Source organism: Chitinophaga niabensis (assembly GCF_900129465.1).
GTDB lineage: Bacteria > Bacteroidota > Bacteroidia > Chitinophagales > Chitinophagaceae > Chitinophaga > Chitinophaga niabensis.
This window is the reverse complement of record NZ_FSRA01000002.1, coordinates 2,099,248-2,121,783: the sequence shown is the minus strand read 5'-3', so window position 1 is coordinate 2,121,783 and position 22,536 is coordinate 2,099,248. Positions and strand designations below refer to the sequence as shown.

The window sequence follows — 22,536 nt, the reverse complement described above, 5'->3', positions numbered from 1 at the left end:
ATTGTAATTTACGATTATTTTAAAGCAAACGCTACATAACTATCCCCGGATGCCGTATTCAATTTCCCTCCCCCACAGGCTATCACCACATACTGTTTACCATTCACCATATAAATGGCCGGCGTAGCAAACCCGGCTGCCGGCAAAGTTGTTTCCCATAATAACTGCCCCGTTCTTTTATTGAATGCACGCATCTTTCCATCCTTGGTAGCTGCAATGAACAACAAACCTCCTGCCGTTACCACAGGCGCCCCGTAATTCTCTGTTCCCGTTTTGATCCCCCTGCCCTTAAATGCAGGATCTTCTCCTAAAGTATCTCTCCAAAGGTATTTACCGGTATTAAGATCAATGGCGCTCAATGTTCCCCACGGTGGACTGATAGCGGGATGCCCTTCTTTACTGAGGAATTTATTATACCCTGTCATAGCATAAGGGAGGTTCCTGAAACTATCTACAGGCTGCTGTGGCCCTTTGTAAGCCAGGGTTTGCTTAGGTTTAAGATCAAGGATAAAAGCAGCGATAGCTTGCTTCTCCTCTTCCTGCAAACGTTTAAACCCCGGCATCATACGACGGCCTGTATTGACTAATTGTATGAATTGCTCCGTGGTATATTTGGATGAAACATTCAGCAACGCAGGATAATTCCCACCCCCTTCCCTGTCAGGGCCATGGCAGCTCATGCAATGATTACGGTAAAGTCTTTTTCCCGCCTGCAGGTTCGTTTCCTTTGCAGCCGGTTTTTCGCGCAGGTCTACAATCTCTACTACCCAGGGCATTTCATTTGCATTCACATACAGGATCCCGGTTTCAGGATCAACTGCCGGACCGCCCCATTCCGCTCCACCATCCAGTCCGGGGAAAACGACTGTTCCCTGTTTGGAAGGCGGTTCAAACATGTGATCTTTCTTATAATGTGTCCAGCGTTCCTTTACATCTTTAAAAGATGAATCGGGTAAGAGGAAGTTGAGATCAGACTCCTTCATCAATTGACGGGTGAAGGGTGCAGGCAGTACAGGATAAGGCTGCGTAGGCCATAACTTCTCTCCCGTTAATTCACTCTGTGTTGGCACTGCCCGTTCTTCTATGGGGAAAAGTGGCGTACCATTCACTCTGTCGAAAAGCAATACGTAACCGGACTTGGTGATCTGTGCTGCCGCATCCACCTTTTTACCATTATGCGTTACCGTAACCAATACCGGTGGCGCAGGCAGATCGCGGTCCCATACATCATGATGGATATGCTGGAAGTGCCAGATGCGTTTTCCCGTATTAGCATCTAAGGCTAACAGGCTATTGGCAAACAGATTTGCGCCTTGCCGCATACCACCGTAAAAATCAAAGGATACAGAACCCGTAGGGGCAAAGAGGATGCCCCTTTCTTCATCCAGGCTGAAACCCGACCAGGAATTAGCGCCGCCAAGGTGTTTATAAACTTCCGGATTATCCCATTTATCATATCCTTCTTCGCCCGGCTGAGGGATGGTATGAAAGATCCAGCGCAGTTTACCGGTATGTACATCATAACTGCGGATATGCCCCGGCGCTGCATCACTGCGTTCAGACACCCGGGAACCAATAATGATCTGATCCTTATAGATCATACCGGGAGAAGTAGTGATCACATACATATCTTTCGCAGCTTCTCCCAAATCGTTGTGCAGGTCTATCCTTCCACTATCCCCAAAAGTGAGGGCTGACCTTCCGCTCAGTGCATCCACGGCATAAAGATGTGGGCCTGCAGTATAAAAGAGCCGTTTGTCCTTTTCATCTTCCCAGTAAGTAAGGCCCCGCAGGTTATTGAGGTTCTTTTCTTTCTTCCCCGCAGCCCAGGGATCAAATACCCATTTCTGTTGCCCCGTAGCGGCATCCAGTGCTGCCAGTTTCAGTTGCGGAGAGATCACGTACAATACATTGTTCACCATAATGGGGTTACACTGGATCTGGGAGTGATTCGCCGTATCCACATCGCCGGTATGGTATTCCCATGCTACTGTTAGCTGCTGTACGTTGGAAGTATCAATCTGTTTGAGGGAAGAATACTTTAAGCCGGCCTTGGTACCGTTATAGGTGCTCCAATGCTCATAAGTGTCATTCTTACAAGAAAAAAACAGGACGATAAACAGGAAAGGAATAATTCTCATAACGTAGACGTGGATGTTATGAGAATAAATATAATCGCTTTTTTTTAACGCTCATAGAGTTCCAGCGGTAAACCATCCGGATCGGCAAAGAAAGTGAACCGTTTCCCGGTCAATTCATCCACCCTGATGGGTTCCGTAACTACCTGCTTATCCAGTAAGGCCTTTACTGCCACTTCCACATCGTTCACCTCAAAAGCAAGATGCCGCAAACCCTGTGCCTCAGGCCGGGAAAGCCGTTCCGGGGGATCGGGGAAAGAAAACAGCTCTATGATGTAAGTACCACCCAGGGAAAGGTCCAGTTTCCAGGACTGGCGTGCAGCACGGAAAGTTTCCTGTACTACCGCAAATCCTAAAACCTCCGTATAGAAACGTTTGGAACGCTCGTAATCGGAACAGATAATGGCAATATGATGTACTTTATTCAATGTAAGCATACCACAAAACTAATAATATTGTATCTTAAAGAGCATTTATCAAATATTCCACTATGCAACCCTTCCACATCAACAGACGTCATTTCCTCAAAGGAGCCACGGCATCCCTGCTGCTTTCCACATTCGGCGCTAAAGCAATTGATTTTATGGATCCCACCAAAGTATACCAGGTAGGGCTGATCGGTGCAGGCTGGTATGGCAAAAGTGATCTCTTCAGACTGATCCAGGTATCGCCCGTTAATGTTGTTGCGCTTTGTGATGTTGACAAGAATATGCTGGCAGGTGCTGCAGAAATGGTGAGCAAAAGACAAAAATCAGGCGCCAAACCCAAGCTCTATACAGATTACCGGAAAATGCTGGCGGAAAATAAACTGGACATTGTACTGATCGGTACGCCGGACCATTGGCATGCACTCAATATGATCGAAGCCGTGAAAGCCGGCGCGCATGTATACGTGCAAAAGCCCATCAGCGTAGATGTGCTGGAAGGCGAAGCGATGTTAGCTGCTGCCCGGAAATACAACCGGGTAGTACAGGTAGGTACGCAACGTAAAAGCACACCGCACCTTATCGATGCAAAAAAGAATATTGTAGACGCAGGCCTGCTCGGTAAAATATCACATGTGGAAATGTGCTGTTATTACCACATGCGCAATAATGGTAATCCGCCCGTACAGGCTGTACCTGATTTCCTTGATTATGAAATGTGGACAGGCCCAGCGCCCATGCGCCCTTACGATGGTATTCCCCATCAACGCTGGTGGCGTACTTTTACAGAATACGGCAATGGTATTATGGGGGATATGTGTGTGCACATGCTGGATACCGTACGCTGGATGCTGCAACTGGGTTGGCCTAAACGCATCAGTTCCACCGGCGGTATTTATGTACAGAAAGAAGGTAAATCCAATATCGCGGATACCCAAACCGCCATCTTTGAATATGATAACCTGAATTGTGTATGGCAGCACAGGACCTGGGGCACACCTGCCGATCCGAAGTATCCATGGGCATTTACGCTATACGGTGAAAAGGGCACCCTGAAAGCCAGCACCATGTCCTACGATTTTATTCCGCAGGGCAAAGGCGAACCCATTCATAAAGATGTGGTATATGAGAAAGAGAAATATCCTGAAGATGTGACCGAGCCCGCTATTGAATTGAACGCAGCACCTGCTACCCGTTTGCACATGCTGGATTTCATTAAAGCGATTGAAACAGGAGGCCGCCCCGTAGCAGATATTGAAGAAGGACATATTTCCACTGCCAGCTGTATCCTCGCCAACCTTTCCATGAAAACAGGAAGACCCTTGGTATACGATCCGGAAAAACGCATTATTGTGGGAGACCGGGAAGCTACAGGATTATTGCTGCGCCCTTACAGGAAACCATGGGAACACCCAGGTGCTAACTTAAGATCGTAAACAATACATACACGGCTATCACTGCCATCACCAATAGTGCGGAATAAATATGCCGCCCTTTCCAGGGTTCCACATTCACCACATTGCTCATTTCGCGCACATAAGGCACTTTCATAGGATACATCCTTCCTATGATCAGCATCAGTATGCAGGTAATAATGAACAACATGGCCAGGATATGCAAGAAATGTATGCCGGTATCAAAGATCACCTGTGTAGCACCATACGTAACAATAAAAAAGGCGAGGCCTGTTTTAGCAGCGATGGGCGGCACTTTCCGGGTGAGGAAACCCACCAGTATAATGGTAAAAATAGGCACGCTGAACAACCCTCCTACCGTTTGCAGGTAGTTATAAAAACCCCCTTTCGCAAAGATGATAAATGGCGCAATGCACATGGCCAGCAAACAGATAATGATCTCAAAACGTTTTGCAATACGCAGTAATTGCTTTTCGTTTTTCTGCCCGGCCTTGTATACATTAAGGATGAAAAGGGTGCTGGCACTATTAAGCCCTGCATTGAATGTAGTAAATGTGGCACCGAACAAAATGGCTGCCATATAACCCACAAAGAGCGCCGGTGATACATCACTCACCATCCTTGGAAATACTTCTGCTGTATTCTGCATACTGCTATACATATGCACGGCTATTAGCCCCGGAATATTAATGAGCAATGGAGAAAGCACCTTCCCAAAAGCAGCCAGCGCAATACCTTTCTGGCAAACCGCCAGGTTGCGCGAACCCAGCACCTGCTGCACTGTATATTGCTCAGTACCCCAGTAGTAAAGGTTCACCAGCAGCATACCCGTGAATATTGTAGAGAAGGGAACGGCATCTCCGGCAGCGCCGATCACTTTCATGTGTTCTGTTTTGGAAGATAAGATCACTGCCAAACCTTCTGAGATATTACCATTCCCCAGGTAACGCAATCCAAACCAGGGCAATAATATGCCGCCGGTGAACATAGCGGCACCTAACAGTACATCGGAAATAGCGATAGCCTTTAAACCACCCAGGATACAATACAATCCGCCGATACTCCCCATTATCCATACCAGCACCCAGATGCTGGTCCAGTAATCAATGCCATAATGATCTGAAAAATGGAACAGGCCGTTAAATGCCACGGCGCCACCGTATAATACAGAAGGCAATAAATTAACGATATAGTTAACAAGGAATATGAGGGAGACTATTTTTTTTGTGCTGCTGTCATATCTTTTTTCAAGATAGTCCGGCGTGGTGGCAATGCCTGTACGAAGGTAAATGGGCATAATAAATTCCGAAACAACCAGCATGGCTATAACGGATGTCATGCCCCAGGCTATTACACTCATGTTATTGGTGTACACCAGTTCGTTCTCTCCAACAAAAAGTACGGTATTAATATTAGCAAACAACAGGCTGCTCCCCACTGTGATAAATCCCAGGCTGCGGTTAGCCAGGAAAAAGCCGGTAATGGTATTAGCCTTTTCCCGCCTCGTTTTATACCAGGAAATAACGCCGATGGAAACCGTTATCAGTAGGAAGGTCAGGAATATTGTTGCATTCATACAACAGGAAAGTTAATTCAAAAAGTCAAATTAACCGGGCTGTGGCCATCCCAATTGATGCTTTTTATCATTTTACCTGCTGATACAACATTGATCTTATGCCTGCTCACTTCAATATCAAAGTTCCTGTTGAAAGCCCTGATATTCCGCAGCTTCATACTGCTCCATTCTTTTGGTAAACGCGGGCAGATGGTAAACTGAGAAAAGCCCAGGGGATCAAAACCAAACAACCCTTCCGTTATAACCCTGCAATAAAGCCCGCTTTCAGCAGAGAGATGCCGTTGATCTCCTTCAGGCCAGGCTTCTATGGCATAAGGTACATGGCTACCCAGCAGGCGCTGTGAAGAATAATACCTGAGATAGGGAAGCGTAGTATCTACTACCCCTGCCCGCAGCATGCCACGGAAGGCATACAAGGTAGACCTGTCCCAGAAGGTGGCAGAACCGGCTTCCGTGAGGATCCCGTTCTTCGTCCAAAGCCTTGGAGAAAGTAATGCATGGATGGTTCCTTCTTTACGGTCAAAAATGTCCATCACCAGTGGTATGCAGATCCAGGAGCGTAACACATCATTACCTTCATAATAACGATACGTTTTATACCCTTCCACCGTAGCGCCAAAATAGGTTTCAATATCCTTTCGTAACTGTAAGGCTTCCTGCTGCAGCCTGTTTGCGTCCTGCCGCAATCCAAGGGAAGCAGCCAGCCTGGATGCATATACAAATGCTCCATAGGCCAGCACGTTAGTGGACAGGTTGATCCTGCCTGCTTTAAACCGCCCTTCCAGTTCATCAGAATCCGAGGTGATCACTCCATCTTTAGTTTTATGACGGCGCAGGTATTCATTACACCAGGAGATCAATGGCCAGAGGCGTTTTGCATTAACCGTATCAGCAGAATATAGCGCAAAGAGAGAAGCACCATAGGCAATCATGGCCTGATCTCCCCTGTCTCCGGCACCATTCCAGAAATCAGTACCTTCTGCAATAATGGAACTGGGAATAGGTTTGTAATCATCATTCATATACCGGGCAAAAAGCCGGAAACTATTCCTGGCAGATTCATTACCTTCCACATTTCCCAGGAAAGGAAAAAAAGGGTTCACATATTCCGCCTGGTCGTTGGCCCAGATAGCGGCATAATATTCACCACCACCGGGAGCATGCATCAGCCCTTCTTTTGTATCAAAAATACTTTCTGCAGCACGGATCTTGGCAAAGCTGAACATCCTGTTGATGGTATCATTCGGCGTTTCCAGTACCAGGGATTCTCCCAGCTGGGTTATCAGCGCTTTCCGCTTTTCAAATTCATAATCTGCTGAAATAAAACCGGCGGCAGATATAACAACAGCAAACGTCCATTTTTCTCCCGGTTGTAATATAAGATCACCTCCGTTGTACACCCGGTAATTTATAGTATAAGCACCATCAACACCCTTTACTGCATCTGTTACAATGTTTTTATCCTGCATAGGAATGCTTACGGAGAGTGTTTTTTTCCCCGTATTGGACAAAGTATATCTTTCTATGTATGCAGCCTTTTCCGTTGAAGGAAATATTTGTCTTTTGATGAACAGGCCGGCATTTGTGGTACTTTCAGATTGCAGGTATCCTTTTATATAAAAGGATTGCGGTACTTCCTGCACATAAGCCCCATTAACTTTTACGGAATCCATAATATGCTGCTCAAAGGTCCGGATCAGGCTTCCTCTTGTATCATTGGGTATAGTGCGCAGCATAGGGAAAATAAGTTTCTGTTTCAGCAGCAACCCACCTGCACTGTCCTTCCCATAATAGATAATGGCAGAGATCTTCTTTCCACTCATTTCTATATGATCAGCATGTATTTCATTCGTTTTGATCCTCCATATAATTCCTCCATCCGGCTGCATTTGCCATTTCAATTGGGCACACAAAGGGGATGAAGCTAATAATAGCCACACAAGTAAGTATCTCATCTATATCTTTTTAAAGTGTTTTTCTCTTGGCCAGTGCAGTGGGTATGATCTGCCGGATCTTTTCCCTGTTAATAACAGCCTGGCCGGCCATTTTGCCCATCAGTGCAAAGTCTGTGGAATAAGTAGTGATCCCTACAAACTCTTTTGCAGGTTCATCGTTATGTGATAACAGGCCTACGTCTTTACCTGGTTTCAATTTCTTTTTTTCGCACTCCCGCAGTATTTCCCACATGGCAAAGTTGTCCAGCGTAAAATATACTTTTCCTTTTTCCACCATACCCGGGCTGAACTCATTTACAATGCTGCCTTTCATTTTAAAGTCCTTCAGGAACTTTTTGAAGGCGGAAACGATCTCCTTTGGGTCCAGCGATTCCGGGGAATGCAGGAAGATCATTTCATCAAATTGTTTGATCTCTTTTGCCAGTTGTTTAAATGCGTTGTAGGACGATTGTTTGAACTCCTGGGTGATGTAATTGAATTCCCCGTCCAATGGCTCGTACCTGTCAAACATCAGGAACTTGCTGCGGGGAATAGTATCCAGCAACTCCTTTGACCTGGGATGCGGAATAGGAGCTACCACATACATCCCGTATTTACCCCTGATCTGCAGCAGTATTGTTTCGAAGATCTCTATATTACCGTGGTGAAAGAAAATATTCAGCTCCACGCCCTTACCCAGCTGATGCCTGAAATTCCTGTAGAACTGCTCTTCAAAGGTATCAAGGTTGTACATCAGCAGCGCTACTTTCATCACCTGTTCAGTATTTCCATGTGCTACAAAATAGCCAAGCCGGTACTTTGATTCAATGATCCCTCTGCTTACAAGTTCCTGGTACCCTTTCACAATAGTTTCCCGCGAAAACTTCAACTCCCTGATCAGTGTGTTCACAGAAGGGAGCGGATCGTCCATCTGCAGCACCTTTTCGTTGATGGCATTAATGATCCCCTGCACCAGGCGGTCCCGCTTAGAGTAAGCTGCTACTTCTTCCAGTTCCCTTATTTTTTCAAATACATTTCGCATCCATGATATTTTAATCGACCGTTACTGTCATCGCCTTTCCCGGCTGCAGCTTCACATCTGCATAAGAGATAAAATTACCCCGTTTATCCAATTCCTGCAATGCCTTTATCTTCCTGTTCCCTGTTTTAATGAAAGCGTGCCTTCCGGTAAATTTCGCCCGCCATACAATAGCAGTATTCCCATGGTATTGCAGGCTGGCGCTATTCCTATATTCACTTACAGTAATGCGCCCGGAGAGTACCGGAATGTTTTCAGCAGAGAGCGTATCTGCCTGCTGCCCGTTGAAAAGGGTACTTATCCTGTTATACCGTGCATCGGCATCCACTCCCATCAAACCCTGGATGATCCCTTCCACCACGCCAAAAGAAACCTCCGGATATTCCCTTCTCTTTGTACCGGGATCTGCCAGATGGAGTATATAGCGCAATGCCTGATCGTAATAGCCATACCTGCTAAGTACTACCGGAAAATAAGACAGATTCTCCACATTCCAGTTATTAGATACCAGGTGCTCTATTGTTCTCCTGGCGCGGGTACTGTCTTTCAATGCATCAAACCAAAGCAGGAAAGTTTCGCCCTCTCCTTTTCCAAAGGCACCGTCATTCGTAACATGGGTCTGATATTGCTGTGCCTGCGCATCCCACCAGGTGTTCTCTATGTGGCGGCGATACTGTTCAGCCTTAAGCCTGTATCCTGCAGCTTTAGCACGCTGGCCCCCGGTTTCCAGTATCGCTGCATATGTTTCCAACCCTCTGTATAAAGCTGCGATCAGGTCAACTCCCATTTTCAGATGGGGTACACCTTCTGAATAAGAAGGCAGCCCCCGGCAACGATGAAAGGCATCCTTCTCATTGAAGGGGATGGGTGCATTCGGGTAAGCCGGTCTTACCAGCAGCGAATCTGCCTGTAAGATCCAGGTATTGATATATTCATCCACAGATCTATCGTGAAAGTTGCGGAAAACAGGATCATTGATATAAAGCTTATTCCCCGTCCACAGGTACATGCGCCAGTTCGCATTCATGATATCAAAATTCGCATTCAGGTTATACCAGAACTCCTTGTCGTTCCGGTAATCTTCAGGGGCAGGCAGGCCATGTTTGTTCATTTCCCAATAGGAACACCAGTCTTTTTCCTTCGAGATATTTTTAGCAAACAGCGTTAGCATATTCCTGTTCTCTGCGGCCAGCCCCAGTATTTCCCCTCCAATACATTGATGTGCCACATCCCGCATGCAGAAGGCAGACCTTGGCGGCAAGGCAGATTCATACCAGGGGCCAACAGGATCATCCTTGTGCCCCTTGTAAGATAAAGCCATTTGCTGTGCCCAGTTGAAAGCTGCTTCCAGCTTAGCATTGGAAGAATGAAATACAATCTGTTGTGCATTTCCCTTTAAACAAATCAGTAACAATAATAAGGACCTGATAAACATGGAAAAGTATTTCTTATAAGCAGGGGCAGATGGCCCCTGCTTATTGTATTAATTATAATTCGGATTCTGTGTGATATTCGGATTCTTCTGTATTTCCGTTCTTGGTATCGGATAGAAATAAAAGCCGGGCACCCATGTTCTTTCTTCCACAGTGATCTGCTGGTAGGTGAAGGTACCGTTTGGCTGTTTCGTGATCACCACACCCTTGGCATCTTCCGATCCCAGTTCAGCAACGCCCCATCTTCTGATATCAAAGTAACGATGCCCTTCAAAGCAAAGTTCAATCCTTCTTTCATGTTTTATCCTGTCCATCAGCCCCGCATCAGGAGCCGTCACTGCAGGCAATCCTGCTTTCAGCTGCCTCAGATCATTCAGATAAGTGCGGGCTTCTCCGTATTGCCCCAATGCAGCACAAGCTTCCGCATAGTTAAGATACATTTCTGACAAACGGAACACAACCCATTGAGAGGCTGCAAAATCCTGCTTTTTCCAGTCTACAGCCTCGTCCACCATTTTACGCATGCAATACCTTGTTTTAGATGCATTCCAGGGGGAATAAGGGCTTTGGGGGGAATCATCCCCACCTTCATAGAACTGTGTAAGCCGTCCTTTAAATTGTTGGTTATTGGCGAGTATATCCGCATAGAAACGTGGTTCCCTGTTAGCATAAGGGTTCTGCGCATGGGCGGGATTATTCCAGCTAAAGGTGGTACCATCTGCCATTTCAAATTCATCTACCATTTGCTGGATCACATTGTATGCACTGTAACCATCGTATCCATTAGGACTAAGGTCCCTGCTCACCGTGTTATACCGGTCTGCCTTCACCAGGCCGCTGTATACCCTTCCAAAGATCACTTCAGGATTGAAGAAGTCGAGGAAGATCTTATTATAGGTACCATTGCCTGCGTTGCCATACAAGCTATACATTTTGCCATTGTAATCAATCACCGCTTTGGCCGCATCCCTTGCATCGCGCCATAATTGCTGGTCGTTGGTTTTGTTGAAATAAGGGCTTGCCGCGTACAACAGCAAACGGGATTTAAGCGCGAGCGCAGCCCCGGCAGTGGCCCTGCCTTTATTCATATCATTGCTTTGGGATGCAGGTAACAGCTGCACTGCCTGTGCTATATCTGCCAGGATAAAATCTTTTGTTTCCTGCCAGGTGGCCCTTTTTTCAGTAAAGGTCTTATCTGTAACATCGTAGACCTTGGTGATCAGCAGCACACCGCCAAAACGTTTCAGCAATTCAAAGTAGGCCATTGCGCGGAGAAAATATACTTCTCCTTTCATACGGCGGATAAGGCTTTCATTCCCTGTGGAATCAACTTTATTAATGTTTAAAAAGAAGGTGTTGCAATACCGGATCGCAGTATATAAGCTATTCCAGTTGTTCAGCGAACCACTGGTTTGATTATCCGGAGTGGCTTCTCCCCGCACATATACATTCTCATTTGTCCAGTTAAAGTTTCCGTAGAGCTCATCTGTTTGTGCTGCCCATCCATAACCTGCGTCTTTATATGCCAGCACGGCCCTGTCGTAAATGCCATTCACGAAAACTTCCGTCAGTTTGGGATCGCCCCATACATCTTCTTCAGAATAGGCATTCTTCGGCTTAAGGTCCAGCGTGTCGTTACATGCGCTGAGTAGCATAGCTACAGCCAGCACACAAATAATATATAATGTTTTCATGCTTTTCATTTGTTACCGTTAGAAACTGAGGTTTGCACCGATGTTTACGATCCGCTGCTGCGGGTAATAATAGCCATTATCGTTAGGTATTTCAGGATCATAAGATGGCCCGAATTTATCGATAGAGAACAGGTTATTTCCGCTCACGTAGATCCTGGCACCCTGGATCTTTGCTTTGCCCAGCCAGGAAGATGGCAGGTTGTAACCGATCTCCACATTCTTCAATCTCACAAAGGCAGCATTGCGCAACCAGAAGTCGGAAGCCATGGTGTTTACACCAAAAGTTCTGCCCGTAGGTCCGCTGAAATTGCGGGGATAGGTATTATCTCCTTCTTTCTGCCAGCGGTCAGTGAAAAATTCCCTGGCCAGGTTTAACCCTGCGGGTGCGAGATAAGATTTGGCCCTTGCCTGCCCCTGGAAGAAAACAGACACATCAATATTTTTCCAGGTGCAATTGAATGCAGCACCGTAGATGATCTCAGGTGTTCTTACCAATGGTGTTCTCACCATATCCAGTCCATTGATCTGTTTATCATTATTGAGATCTTTATAACGGATATCGCCGGGAGCAGTACCTGCAGGATGCGGACTGTTATCTATCTCCCGTTGGTTCTGGTAAATACCATCTGATTGATAAAGGAACCAGGCATCGATCGGGAGGTTGGTTTTTTGCTGGTAGGAAGGAATATTTTTCGCTTCGTCCATATAGATCACTTTGTTCCGTGCGAACGTCATGTTCCCTCTTACGGAATAAGAGAAGTCTTTCCCTGTTCTGTTATTATAGGAAGCTTCTACCTCAATACCCCTGTTCAGCACGCGTCCCAGGTTTTCCAATGGCAGGGTAACACCCGTATAACCGGGAACAGATTCGCTGCGTGCGATCAGGATCCCCGTGCGCATAGACCGGAAGTAGTCAAGGCTCAGGCCAATCTTTCCATTCAGGAATTGGGATTCTACTGCCAGATCTGTAGTGTTGGCCACTTCCCAGGTAATGTTCCTGTTGGGTGTAGGGCCAAGGTTCAGTGAACTCACCTGTGATGCGTTGGGGCCCAGTGAATAACCGAAGCCGGTACCAAACAGGTACGTTTGAATATAGTTGAAAGCACTCACTGCATCGTTACCGGTTTTACCCCATGACGCCCTTACCTTAAGGTCACTTACGAAAGATGAGCGGAAGAAAGGTTCCTGCGAAATACGCCATGCAGCAGACACACCCGGAAAGAAACCATAACGTTTACCTTCGGGGAAATTCTGCGATCCATCGTAGCGCATATTATAATCCAGGAGATACTTATTCCTGAAATTGTAAGATATACGGCTGATGTAGTTGATACGGCCTGATTCCGCAGCGGAAGAATTGTTCTGCTGCCCGATAAGGCTGCCTGCAAACAACTCATCCAGGGAATTGCTGAGGAAGTTAGATCTGTAAGCCGTAATGTTATCGGCCTCGCCCTGGAACCTTTCAAAGGCAACAAAAGCATCCAGTGCATGATCATTAAACTTCCTGCTGTAATTCAGCCGCAGGTTCAGGAGCTTCTGCCTTACAGAACCTCTTAGTTCATTGAGGTTGGGGGTAATGGAGGATACGATCCTTGTATAGTCCTTCGTGGAAGGATTATACCTGTAAGCGGCTGGAGGTGTTTGTACAAATTGTTTTGTTCTGTTCAGTGTAAGATCGTAGGCATAATAACCATCCAGTGAAAGGCCATCTGTAATTTTGGAAAGGTCCCAGTTGAAAGATGCTTTTGTTTGCAGGTAATCGTTCGTAAAACGCTGGTAACCGGCATCTCCGTTCGTAATATAGATCATGCTGTTATCAGGTCCGCCACCTATGCCTGGCCCTACATAACCATTAGGATATTTGGGCACCAGGTAAGGATAAGCCAGCCATAACTCCCTGAATATTCCACCTGCATCATACCCCGGTTTCGCAGCATTGCGGAACTCATTACGGTACAACACATCTATCCCTACTTTGAAATTGTTTGTTACTGCTACATCTATATTAGCTCTTGCCTGTGCCTGTTTATAATAAGCTGCGCTTTGCTTGTAAATGCCATCCTGATGCTGATACTGACCGGAGAGATAATACTTTACTTTCTCCGTGCCACCACTGAGCGAAACAACATGATTCTGCTGCATTGCCCATGTTTTCATAATAGCATCCCACCAGTTGCTGTTAGGATGGCCGAGTGGATCGGAGCCATCTTTGAACAATTGAATATCCGCATCCGGCCAGGTTTTCTGCTGCCCGCGCAATACATCATATTCATTTGTTGCCACGGCATACTCGTAAGAATTCAACATCTCAGGTACCCGTGTGGGTTGTGTGAAACCCCAGTTAGTGCTGAAAGACAATACAGGTGTACCAGACCGCCCTCTCCTGGTGGTAACCAGGATAACACCATTTGCAGAACGGGCACCGTAAATGGCTGCGGTAGCATCTTTAATAACAGAGATCGATTCAATATCCGCAGGGTTGAGCCTGGCAAAACCACCAGACCTGTCAGGAACACCATCTATAACAACCAGTGCGCCGGTGCTTCCCAATGTAGCTTTACCACGAACAAAGATCTCCGCATTATCATTCCCAGGCTCACCGCTCCTGGTATTCGCTATCAGACCAGGCACCTGGCCTGCAAGGGAATTAGTGATATTTACAGCGGGGGATTTTTGCAGTTCCTTACCGGTAACAGCAGAAACAGCACCTGTGAGATTTGTTCTTTTCCTGGCACCATAACCTATCACCACTATTTCATTCAATTCTTTATTTTCATTCTGAAGTGTAACGTCTATGCTACTCCTTTCGCCTACCGGAATTTCAGTAGTAGTAAAGCCTGTTGCAGAGATCACCAGTATGGTATTGCTGCCGGAAACCCTGATGGAGTAACTACCACTGTTATCAGAGATGGCGCCAGTTTTACTGTTCTTTTCCATAATGGTGGCGCCTGGAATGAACTCACCATTATCATTCTTGATCTTTCCGCTGATCACGCGGGCATTGTTCTGTGCAAAAGATAAAATAGAACTGCACAGTAAAAGGAATAGGAGGATAAACGCCTTAAGCGGATGTTCCGCCTGGGAGGCAAAGGCAATAGGATGCCCATTATGCTTTGTTCTTTTCATAACAGCATTTGTTTGGTTTGTGGAAAGTATAAGCCGTGGAAGCGTTTAATAGTAAATGGTTAAGGTATCTAGGTTACCTTTTTCATAACGGTGTTTTGGAAAGTGAATAATAGTCTTCTGGAATTTACCTGGTTGATATGCCCACTGGTCTGTTCTGGTCTGGTCTGACAATATAAAGATAAGCAGGTTTTTCATATTTCAAAACTTTTGTTCCTGAAATTAAATGGGGTTGTACAGTACCTTATACTTAAGCTCCCAGTGCCTGGAGGAAGCTATTCAGGTCTTCGTCCTTATCCAGGCCTAGCTTCTGCTTGATACGGTAGCGGCTCATCCTTACGCTTTTAGCTTCAATATTCATCAGTTGGGCAATCTGGCGGGTATCCATTTTGAGGTACAGGTAGGCACAAAGCTTGAGGTCAAGCATAGTGAGTTTTCGTTGTGCCTTTTCATTGAGCAGGTAAAAAAAGTCGGGGTGTACTTGTTGGATCTGCAATTTTGCATGTTCAAAATTGCTGTCGAGTATCATTTCTTCTTTGAGGATCTTTTGCATGTTCACCTTATCTCCTTCTGCAAGTTTATCCTTTATATTAAGTAAGGTCTGATTCTTATGTTCCAGCTGCAACACATTCGCCATAACCTCTTTCTTCAATTGCTGCTGCTGCGTTTCCAGGAGTTGTTGTTCTGCCTTTAACCTGGCCTGTTCTTCTTTTTCCAGCTTTACTTTCAGTTGCAGCTGTCTTTCCCGCTGCAATGCATAACGCATTCTGAAACGGTTGGCACGATACATAATTATCAACCCCAATACTGCAACCAGTGCAACAGCTCCATATAAATAACTCTGCAGCCTGCGGTTCCGCTCCTGCTCTTTCAGGATCTGCACTTCGTTATTCTTCTTTTCCGTTTCATACTGAATTTCCAGTTTCTGTGCATTCAGCGCCTGTTTCTGGTTGAAGTTCTTGTTATTATATTCCGTTACTTCCTTCTGAAATTCCAGTGCTTTTTTATGATCTCCCTGCTGTTCGTAAAAACCAGAAAGGGCTTGTACCACGTTAATGAGTGTATAATAATAAGGAGGTTGCTGGGCTTTAATTACACGATAAGCCTCCAGGAGATAACTTTCCGTCTGCGCTTTATTTCCTGCCTGGCTGGCATATTCACTTAAGATCCCTAAACTGCTGGCCACCACCTCTTCAGTATTCGGTAAGCCATTTAATATAGCCCGGGCAGTACTGGCATAATGAATACCTTTCGCTGCTGCTTCCGGAAAATACCGGAGGTAACAATTGGCAAGGTTAATACAGGCGATGGCATAGGTAAACTTAGCCACCTGCCCCGGGTATTGCTGATAAAGTGATTCCACCTTATTCAGGTAAAAGAGAGTACTGTCCAGCTGCGGCCTGTTTTTGGTGCTATTATAATTATACTCATGTGCCACGGACAATGCCATATAGCAATTGCTCATGAGATTATAATCTTTCGTACGCAGGGCATTTTCTGTGGCTTTCCGGGCATAGGTGTTCACCCGGGCTTCATTGTTCCAGTCGGAATAAACCACATAAAGCCTGTAATAGATCTTGGCGGCAATGTAAGGATCGTCTACCTGCTCCAGCTCTTTCAGCCCCTTATTGCAAAACCTCACCACATCCTCCCCGTTGTCCAGCATTTTGTATAACAGTACCTGGGAATAATATCCATAAGCCATGGCCACAGGATTTTTTGCCTGTTGTGCGAGTGCCAGGGCAGAATCACTTACCTGTTTCAGGTTCGTAAGCTGCTGCGCATTGATCCTGATATCCGTCAGGAGGGTATAAGCCTTGGCAGCATCCGTATAGTTATCATGTTGCAATGCAAGGGCAGCACTTTGCCTTGCCCTGGCTTCTGCTTCCTTATAATCCTTATTGATCCGGAATACCTCTGCCTGCTGGTTCAATTCCCCCGTCTGTGCGATACTGCCGAATGGCATCAGCATAACTATTATATATAGGCAGTATTTCATGCCGCCAAATTACAATAAATCGCTAAGAATCAGATATGGGCGTTGATACATTTTATTGATAATCAATGCTTATAGTCAAACTGTAGACATATTGTAGACGCCTCATCTGCAGGAAGTAGATGTACTGTAGGATAGGGGAATTTGGAAACAGGCCAGGGCTTGATGGAAATTTGTGGCACTATGACCCAGTACAATTATTTCATACAAGAAGGAAGTAAATTCCACCTGAAGAGCAAATCCTCTACTGCTTTGCTCCGTTCACTCATATGCCTGGCGATAGCCGCAGGTTTATATCTTCTCCTTCCGCCAGAGAAAAAGATCAGAGCCTTCGGAGCCGGATTCTTTGTCGTATTTGCCCTGATCAACCTGCTACGGTCCACCAAAAAACTCACAATCGACACCGCGGCCAAAACCATTGTACACAAAAACAATGCTTTGAGCCCCGAGGTCACCTATCGCTTTGATGAGTTTGTGCAGTTCTACGTACTCACCAGCAGCTACCTCTTTAAAGCCATCACCATGGACAGCACTGCCTTCCTCATCTTTGATCAGAATGGAAGGGAGAAAAGAGTGCCGGTGGTTGTGGGGCTTTTCAGTGCCCGCCCTGCCCAGAATGCGGTAAACGAGATGAGCGATATTATGGGAATTGAATTAGCCTGAGATGAACAAGTACCAGTTAAAAATAACACCTTACGAACTAAGCATCCGGCCATACTTTGCCTATATGCCTAAGATCAGGTTATTCGTGGTCCTGTTCGTGCTGGTGTTTAGTTCATTGATCTTTTTCCATAACCTGCTGGATACCGATATCATAAGGATAGTTATTGCCGCAGGGCTGATCCTGTTATTCTACATCATTTATGATTACCTCTTCCATGTAAACGTCCGCTTCCTGTTCGACAAAAGGACCCGTTCTATATATAAGGTGAACCTTTTCAAAAAGAGATTAATGGCTTTCGACGAAATGACCATTCTCACCAACTCAGAATACGGCGATATAACTTATATAATAGGCAGGAAGAAGAACCAGTTCGTAAAGAACTACGCGATCAGCGATGCGTTCGGCACCAGTAAGAAACATCAGGCAAGGGAGAAGGAGTACATCGAACAAATACTAAACCCTATTCTGGAATTCGTAAAATAATGACTTATGAGAAAAATTTTGATCCTACTGCTTCTGCTGACTGCTTGCAAACTCCCTGCATCGCCGGAAAAATATTTTGACGCGGCGGCTTTGAACGCCAATTCGGTTTCCCATTTCGGCAGTGACTATTTTATTACGGCGCTTGGTTATAGCAAAAGAGGGAGCAGCCAGTATAATTATGAAGAACAGGTAAACTATGCGATCCTGCGGGTAGAGAATAATTTGAAAAACGTGAACAAGTTACTCCCTACTAAAGATACCAAAGCCATGCTGGATGCTTCCAAAGACCTCTTCCAGTTCACGCTGGATAGCTATCGCAATGATCATTTACCCATTGCCAAAATGATAGATCGGAAAGCTCCGCAGGAAGAGGTAGCCCAAGCCATGGAAGAACTGGATAAAAAATCGTACGAAACCTTCCTGGTCAAGTACGATAAGCTGTATAACATCGGAACACAATATGCCAAAGATCACGACATCAAATTAGTGGAAACGCCAAAATTCAACCGGTAATATGACACGCGCCTGGGGTATATTCTGGAGCCTTTACATGCTCTTCTTTGCGGTTCCCTTCCCGATGATCCTGTATTATAACATCAAAAGTGAATCCGCTGATATTGATTACTCAAATCCCTGGGTGGCGCTCGGCGTGCTATTGGTGTCTATAATATTATGGGGGATCCTGCTGTGGGGATATTTCTACAAATGGATCCTGTCCAACTTTATTGCAAAGCGAAATTTTGAACGGTTGAAGCAGAATGGCATACCCCGGACTGCCACCATCTTGTCTTCAGAAAGTGTGTCCCAGGACGTTTATGATCTCACGTTGTCTTTTAAAAACCTGGTGAACACCGAGATCATTCAAAAGACAGCTGTAAATGACGGAAAGCCCGATGAGCAACGATTTGAGGCTGGAAAGAAAATAGACATCCTGATCGATAAGGACATGACATCCTATCCCTATTTCATGTTTGCCACTTCCGAAGCCGGCATCAGGAAAATGATAATGACGTGGACCATGCTTGGCTGGTTGGCGCTGACAGCTCTCATCATTGGCTATTATGTATTTTCCTATAAATTGGAAAGTAACGGGATGGGATGGCGCTTTATCAGCTTCTATCATCCATTGTTTGTTTGCCCTATTGTGATGTTGGGTTACCGGTTGTTCGATAAGTTCATTTCTGTTTTCACTGCCAATACGGATGAATCAATGATCATTAAGTTCAAAGGGATCCGTACAAGTGCAAAACTTCTGAGCGCCAGCCAAACAGGAACTTACATCAATGAGCAACCGATGGTGCGTTTTGAGCTTGAATTCATGGATGAACATTACAAAAAGCACAAGGCCAGTATCAAAAAACTGGTGGATCTCCTACACCTGGATGTTACGCGGCAGGAGGCCGTGGAGATCTTCTACCTTAAAGAAAACCCTCAGCAGATCGCCTTTGCCAGTGATCTGGACGAAATAATCTATGCATGATGAAACCACTTCTTTTTGCCTGTTGTTTATTATTGTCCTGCAAGCAGGTGGTGAGGACTGTTGAGGAAACGTTCCATCCTGTTGCTGAGCCCACTAAAAAGCCTGTTGATCCGCCTCCATCTGTGCAGCATTTTTCCATGGATAGTAGCTTCTCTATCACTATAGAAACGGAAGCGATCACACAGCATATAGAAAAAAGAAAAGATTCCAGTTTCTCTGTTACTATAGAAACAGATGCAGTCATTCCTTCATCTATTCAGAAGCGCATAGATTCTACTTTATCAGTTACGATCAAAACCCGTTCTTCCCGTTTGCTTACAGATGGTCTGCTAAAAGCAGAAAAGGCACTAAGAAACCTTCCTCAATATGCGGGTAAAGAAATCTTCATCTACTCCTCCATTCATTTTTATGGTGATGGAAGTATCCGCACTATGCTACAGCATCCGGAGAACCCTGAATACATTGATAACTATGTCTATCAAAATGGAGCATGGTCTGCCCCCAAACCTGAACAGGTATCCATAAAGGACCGTATTGCCAGCAGACTGGTTTCACTTGAAAAGATCCATTTTACCACTGCGGCCAAGGTTGCGAAAACCTATAATGAAAAGGCCGCGGAAGTTGAAGGCGCTAAGCCTTTAACAAGCGTTTATATCTCCATCTGGGATAACAGGGTACGCTGGTATCCCGGAACTATCATTGGCAGCAGGGAAAAATGGTCTATAGATTTTGATGAAGATGGTGGGCTGAGGAGGTTTGAACGGGAATAGTGCTGCAGCTATTTATTGTTCAACTGCGTTTAATGCTATTTCATAGCCATCCTACTGAAAAACATCGTGAGATTCGTAAAACAATAAAAAGAGAAGCCTTCTCTGCAGGAAGCCTCTCTTTTTATATTTACACCTGCGAATAGGATGTTGGCACCAAAAAGGTATTCCTGATAGTGGAAATCGTATTTGCATACTGAGGATCTCCTACTAACTTCTTCCATTCAGGATCAGCTACAAAAGCCGCCCATCCTTTCTCACGTTCCTCCATACTATCGCATGTGATCATATAGGTGAGACGCGGTTGTCTGTCGCCGGCAATCACATCACCACAGAATACCGGATTTAACTTCGCCCTTTTAAAAATGGGGAACTCTCCGTCATTAAACATCTTAATTTTTCTTCTTACGGCATCTTCGCTATATCCCTCATACGTTCTTAATTCAAAGATCCGGGATTTACCTGATGGGATAACCATTGCAGGCCAACCGTCAAAAGCAATCATCAAAGAGGAGGCAAAGCGGCTATATATGGGCTTATCCGCTGGTACGCTGTTATATGCGGCACTATTTTTAATATAATCAGTGTCCGCCTTTACTTTCATATTTACCGAAAGATAATTGTCAAGGGAAGAATAAGGAACCAGTAAATAAAATTTAGCCGGTTCCGATTGCCTCCATTCTTTGAAGACACCAACTGCTTTTACACCATATTTATTCAATGCAGGAATAAATGCGGTCTTAAAATAATTCTCCAATTGCATCTGGTCGGAACCAAAGCGCATTTCATATTCACGCCATTCGTATACTTCTTTTTGTGGGGGCTGTTTATCACCTGCTATTGCAGGACCGGGGGTTATCATACCTGCTGTTGCTGCAAGTGAAGACTGAAGGAATTTTCTACGTTGCATATGGGTTGTGGGTTTAGTCTGTAAATCACTTGAAAATCCACAAAACCAATCAATTAAACAATACCGGTTTCATGGTATTTTTATGCATTATTTGCAAACCTACCGAAACATCTGCTAATTAAAACATTAAAATAAAACAATATTTATCTCCTGCATATCCAGGGTGGTCCGTTATGGGAAAGACAGTAAACAACTGTAGAAAGAGCCCCTGGGTAAATCCTGCGATCATAAAATATTTCCGCCCGTTGTTCGTCTTCTATATAAACATATTCGTTATATGGCAAGACGGCTTTTACTGATGTTACTGGTCTTTGTGGTGAGTGATATTTATTTCTATCAGGCGATCACGACCCTTACAGGGAACCCGGTGATCCACTTAGGTTATTGGTTGATTGACATTACTTTGATGGCAGGTATCCTGTTCATCATATTTGCCCGCAGAACGGGCATTAATGCACAACGCTTTATTCAATTATTGATGTCAGCCATGTTGCTGATGTTCATTCCCAAGGTATTTTCTTCGTTGGTTTTGCTGGCGGAAGATATAGTGCGCGTGTTTGAAGGGTTCCCTTCAAGAAGTGTTTATGTGAGTGAAGCAGCGGCTGTACTTGCCGGGATATTTTTCCTGATCATTCTGTTTGGTTTAACACGCGGCAGACACTTCTATAAATTAAAAAGGGAAACTCTGTATTTCCCAGACCTTCCCGAAGCATTTGACGGCTTCACGATCACCCAGATCTCCGATGTGCATTCCGGTAGCCTTAGTGATGTGAAAGGCGTACAAAAAGGCCTTGACATGGCAGATGCGCAAAACAGCGACCTGCTGTTATTCACTGGTGATCTGGTAAATAACATGGCCTCGGAAATGACGCCCTGGATACCCTTGTTTTCAAAGCTTAAAGCGCCTTATGGCAAATACTCGGTTTTAGGAAATCATGATTATGGAGACTATATGAGATGGGAAAATGCAACAGCCAAGGATGCCAATCTTAACCACCTGAAAGAAATCCATGCAGAGATTGGTTTCAAGCTATTACTGAACGAATCGGTGACGATCAGCAAACAGGGGCAGAGCATAGCACTTATTGGTGTGGAGAACTGGGGTAAAGGCGGCTTTCAAAAATACGGTGATCTGAAAAGAGCAACCACTGATGTACCGGATAACGCTTTCAAAATATTGATGTCGCATGATCCTTCACATTGGGATGAAGTGACAGTAGACCATGATCAGCATGTTCATCTTACACTGGCCGGGCATACACATGGGATGCAGTTTGGTATTGAGCTCTTCGGGTTTAAATGGAGCCCTGTAAAGTACGTTTACAAACAGTGGGCAGGATTATATCAACAAGACGGGAAGTACCTGTATGTGAACAGAGGCTTTGGTTTTCACGGGTTAAAGGGGAGAGTGGGTATATGGCCTGAGATCACCGTGCTTACACTAAAGCGGGGTGCTTAA

The 22,536-nt window shown here is 45.2% G+C and carries 17 protein-coding genes; 7 read left to right on the top strand and 10 right to left on the bottom strand.

Going from position 1 to position 22,536, the window contains the following annotated elements; genetic code table 11:
- Positions 1–14: 14 nt before the first annotated feature.
- Together BUR42_RS25925 and gloA2 are read right to left on the bottom strand one after the other, a co-directional pair.
- Positions 15–2,141, bottom strand: a complete 2,127-nt coding sequence (locus BUR42_RS25925; RefSeq protein WP_074242456.1) for an outer membrane protein assembly factor BamB family protein — start codon at positions 2,139–2,141, stop codon at positions 15–17.
- A gap of 44 nt (positions 2,142–2,185) precedes the next feature.
- Complete coding sequence (gene gloA2, locus BUR42_RS25920) at positions 2,186–2,575, bottom strand: SMU1112c/YaeR family gloxylase I-like metalloprotein (protein ID WP_074242455.1); 390 nt, start codon at positions 2,573–2,575, stop codon at positions 2,186–2,188.
- A gap of 53 nt (positions 2,576–2,628) precedes the next feature.
- Here gloA2 and BUR42_RS25915 point away from each other — a divergent pair, with 53 nt between their 5' ends.
- Entirely contained in the window at positions 2,629–3,999 is a 1,371-nt protein-coding gene (locus BUR42_RS25915; protein WP_074242454.1) for a Gfo/Idh/MocA family protein, read from the top strand.
- Here BUR42_RS25915 and BUR42_RS25910 read toward each other — a convergent pair.
- From BUR42_RS25910 to BUR42_RS25880, 7 genes are all read right to left on the bottom strand, one after another.
- Complete coding sequence (locus BUR42_RS25910; protein WP_074242453.1) at positions 3,983–5,554, bottom strand: solute:sodium symporter family transporter; 1,572 nt, start codon at positions 5,552–5,554, stop codon at positions 3,983–3,985. The genes BUR42_RS25915 and BUR42_RS25910 overlap by 17 nt on opposite strands.
- Before the next feature lie 17 nt (positions 5,555–5,571).
- Positions 5,572–7,509 (bottom strand): glucosidase family protein, encoded by a 1,938-nt coding sequence (locus BUR42_RS25905; protein WP_074242452.1) that lies wholly within the window; start codon positions 7,507–7,509, stop codon positions 5,572–5,574.
- Positions 7,510–7,519: 10 nt separating this feature from the next.
- Entirely contained in the window at positions 7,520–8,530 is a 1,011-nt protein-coding gene (locus tag BUR42_RS25900) for a GntR family transcriptional regulator (RefSeq protein WP_074242451.1), read from the bottom strand.
- Between the two features lie 10 nt (positions 8,531–8,540).
- A complete protein-coding gene (locus tag BUR42_RS25895; protein ID WP_074242450.1) occupies positions 8,541–9,962 on the bottom strand; it encodes a hypothetical protein in 1,422 nt (473 codons plus the stop codon).
- 48 nt (positions 9,963–10,010) lie between these two features.
- The gene (locus BUR42_RS25890; protein WP_074243224.1) at positions 10,011–11,654 is read right to left on the bottom strand and encodes a RagB/SusD family nutrient uptake outer membrane protein; all 1,644 of its coding nucleotides are present in this window, start codon (positions 11,652–11,654) and stop codon (positions 10,011–10,013) included.
- A gap of 18 nt (positions 11,655–11,672) precedes the next feature.
- Complete coding sequence (locus tag BUR42_RS25885) at positions 11,673–14,780, bottom strand: SusC/RagA family TonB-linked outer membrane protein (protein WP_074242449.1); 3,108 nt, start codon at positions 14,778–14,780, stop codon at positions 11,673–11,675.
- Between the two features lie 247 nt (positions 14,781–15,027).
- On the bottom strand, positions 15,028–16,776 hold the full coding sequence (locus BUR42_RS25880; protein ID WP_074242448.1) for a helix-turn-helix transcriptional regulator: 1,749 nt from the start codon (positions 16,774–16,776) through the stop codon (positions 15,028–15,030).
- 180 nt (positions 16,777–16,956) lie between these two features.
- Here BUR42_RS25880 and BUR42_RS25875 point away from each other — a divergent pair, with 180 nt between their 5' ends.
- The 5 genes from BUR42_RS25875 to BUR42_RS25855 are packed head-to-tail and all read left to right on the top strand — an operon-like array spanning position 16,957 to position 20,170.
- Positions 16,957–17,436, top strand: coding sequence for a hypothetical protein (locus BUR42_RS25875; RefSeq protein WP_074242447.1), 480 nt, complete (start codon positions 16,957–16,959; stop codon positions 17,434–17,436).
- A 1-nt stretch (position 17,437) separates the two neighbouring features.
- Positions 17,438–17,920: a hypothetical protein gene (locus BUR42_RS25870; protein WP_084185825.1), complete on the top strand. Its 483-nt coding sequence runs from the start codon at positions 17,438–17,440 to the stop codon at positions 17,918–17,920.
- Between the two features lie 6 nt (positions 17,921–17,926).
- Entirely contained in the window at positions 17,927–18,433 is a 507-nt protein-coding gene (locus BUR42_RS25865; RefSeq protein ID WP_074242446.1) for a hypothetical protein, read from the top strand.
- 1 nt (position 18,434) lies between these two features.
- Positions 18,435–19,400, top strand: coding sequence for a hypothetical protein (locus tag BUR42_RS25860; protein ID WP_074242445.1), 966 nt, complete (start codon positions 18,435–18,437; stop codon positions 19,398–19,400).
- Positions 19,397–20,170 carry a hypothetical protein gene (locus BUR42_RS25855; RefSeq protein ID WP_074242444.1) on the top strand — a complete coding sequence of 258 codons (774 nt, stop codon included), beginning with the start codon at positions 19,397–19,399 and terminating at the stop codon, positions 20,168–20,170. The genes BUR42_RS25860 and BUR42_RS25855 overlap by 4 nt, the downstream gene beginning before the upstream one ends.
- Positions 20,171–20,297: 127 nt before the next feature.
- Here BUR42_RS25855 and BUR42_RS25850 read toward each other — a convergent pair whose 3' ends face one another.
- Complete coding sequence (locus tag BUR42_RS25850) at positions 20,298–21,077, bottom strand: NIPSNAP family protein (protein WP_074242443.1); 780 nt, start codon at positions 21,075–21,077, stop codon at positions 20,298–20,300.
- Positions 21,078–21,354: 277 nt separating this feature from the next.
- Between BUR42_RS25850 and BUR42_RS25845 the strand changes: the two genes are divergently transcribed.
- Positions 21,355–22,536 carry a metallophosphoesterase gene (locus BUR42_RS25845; protein WP_074242442.1) on the top strand — a complete coding sequence of 394 codons (1,182 nt, stop codon included), beginning with the start codon at positions 21,355–21,357 and terminating at the stop codon, positions 22,534–22,536.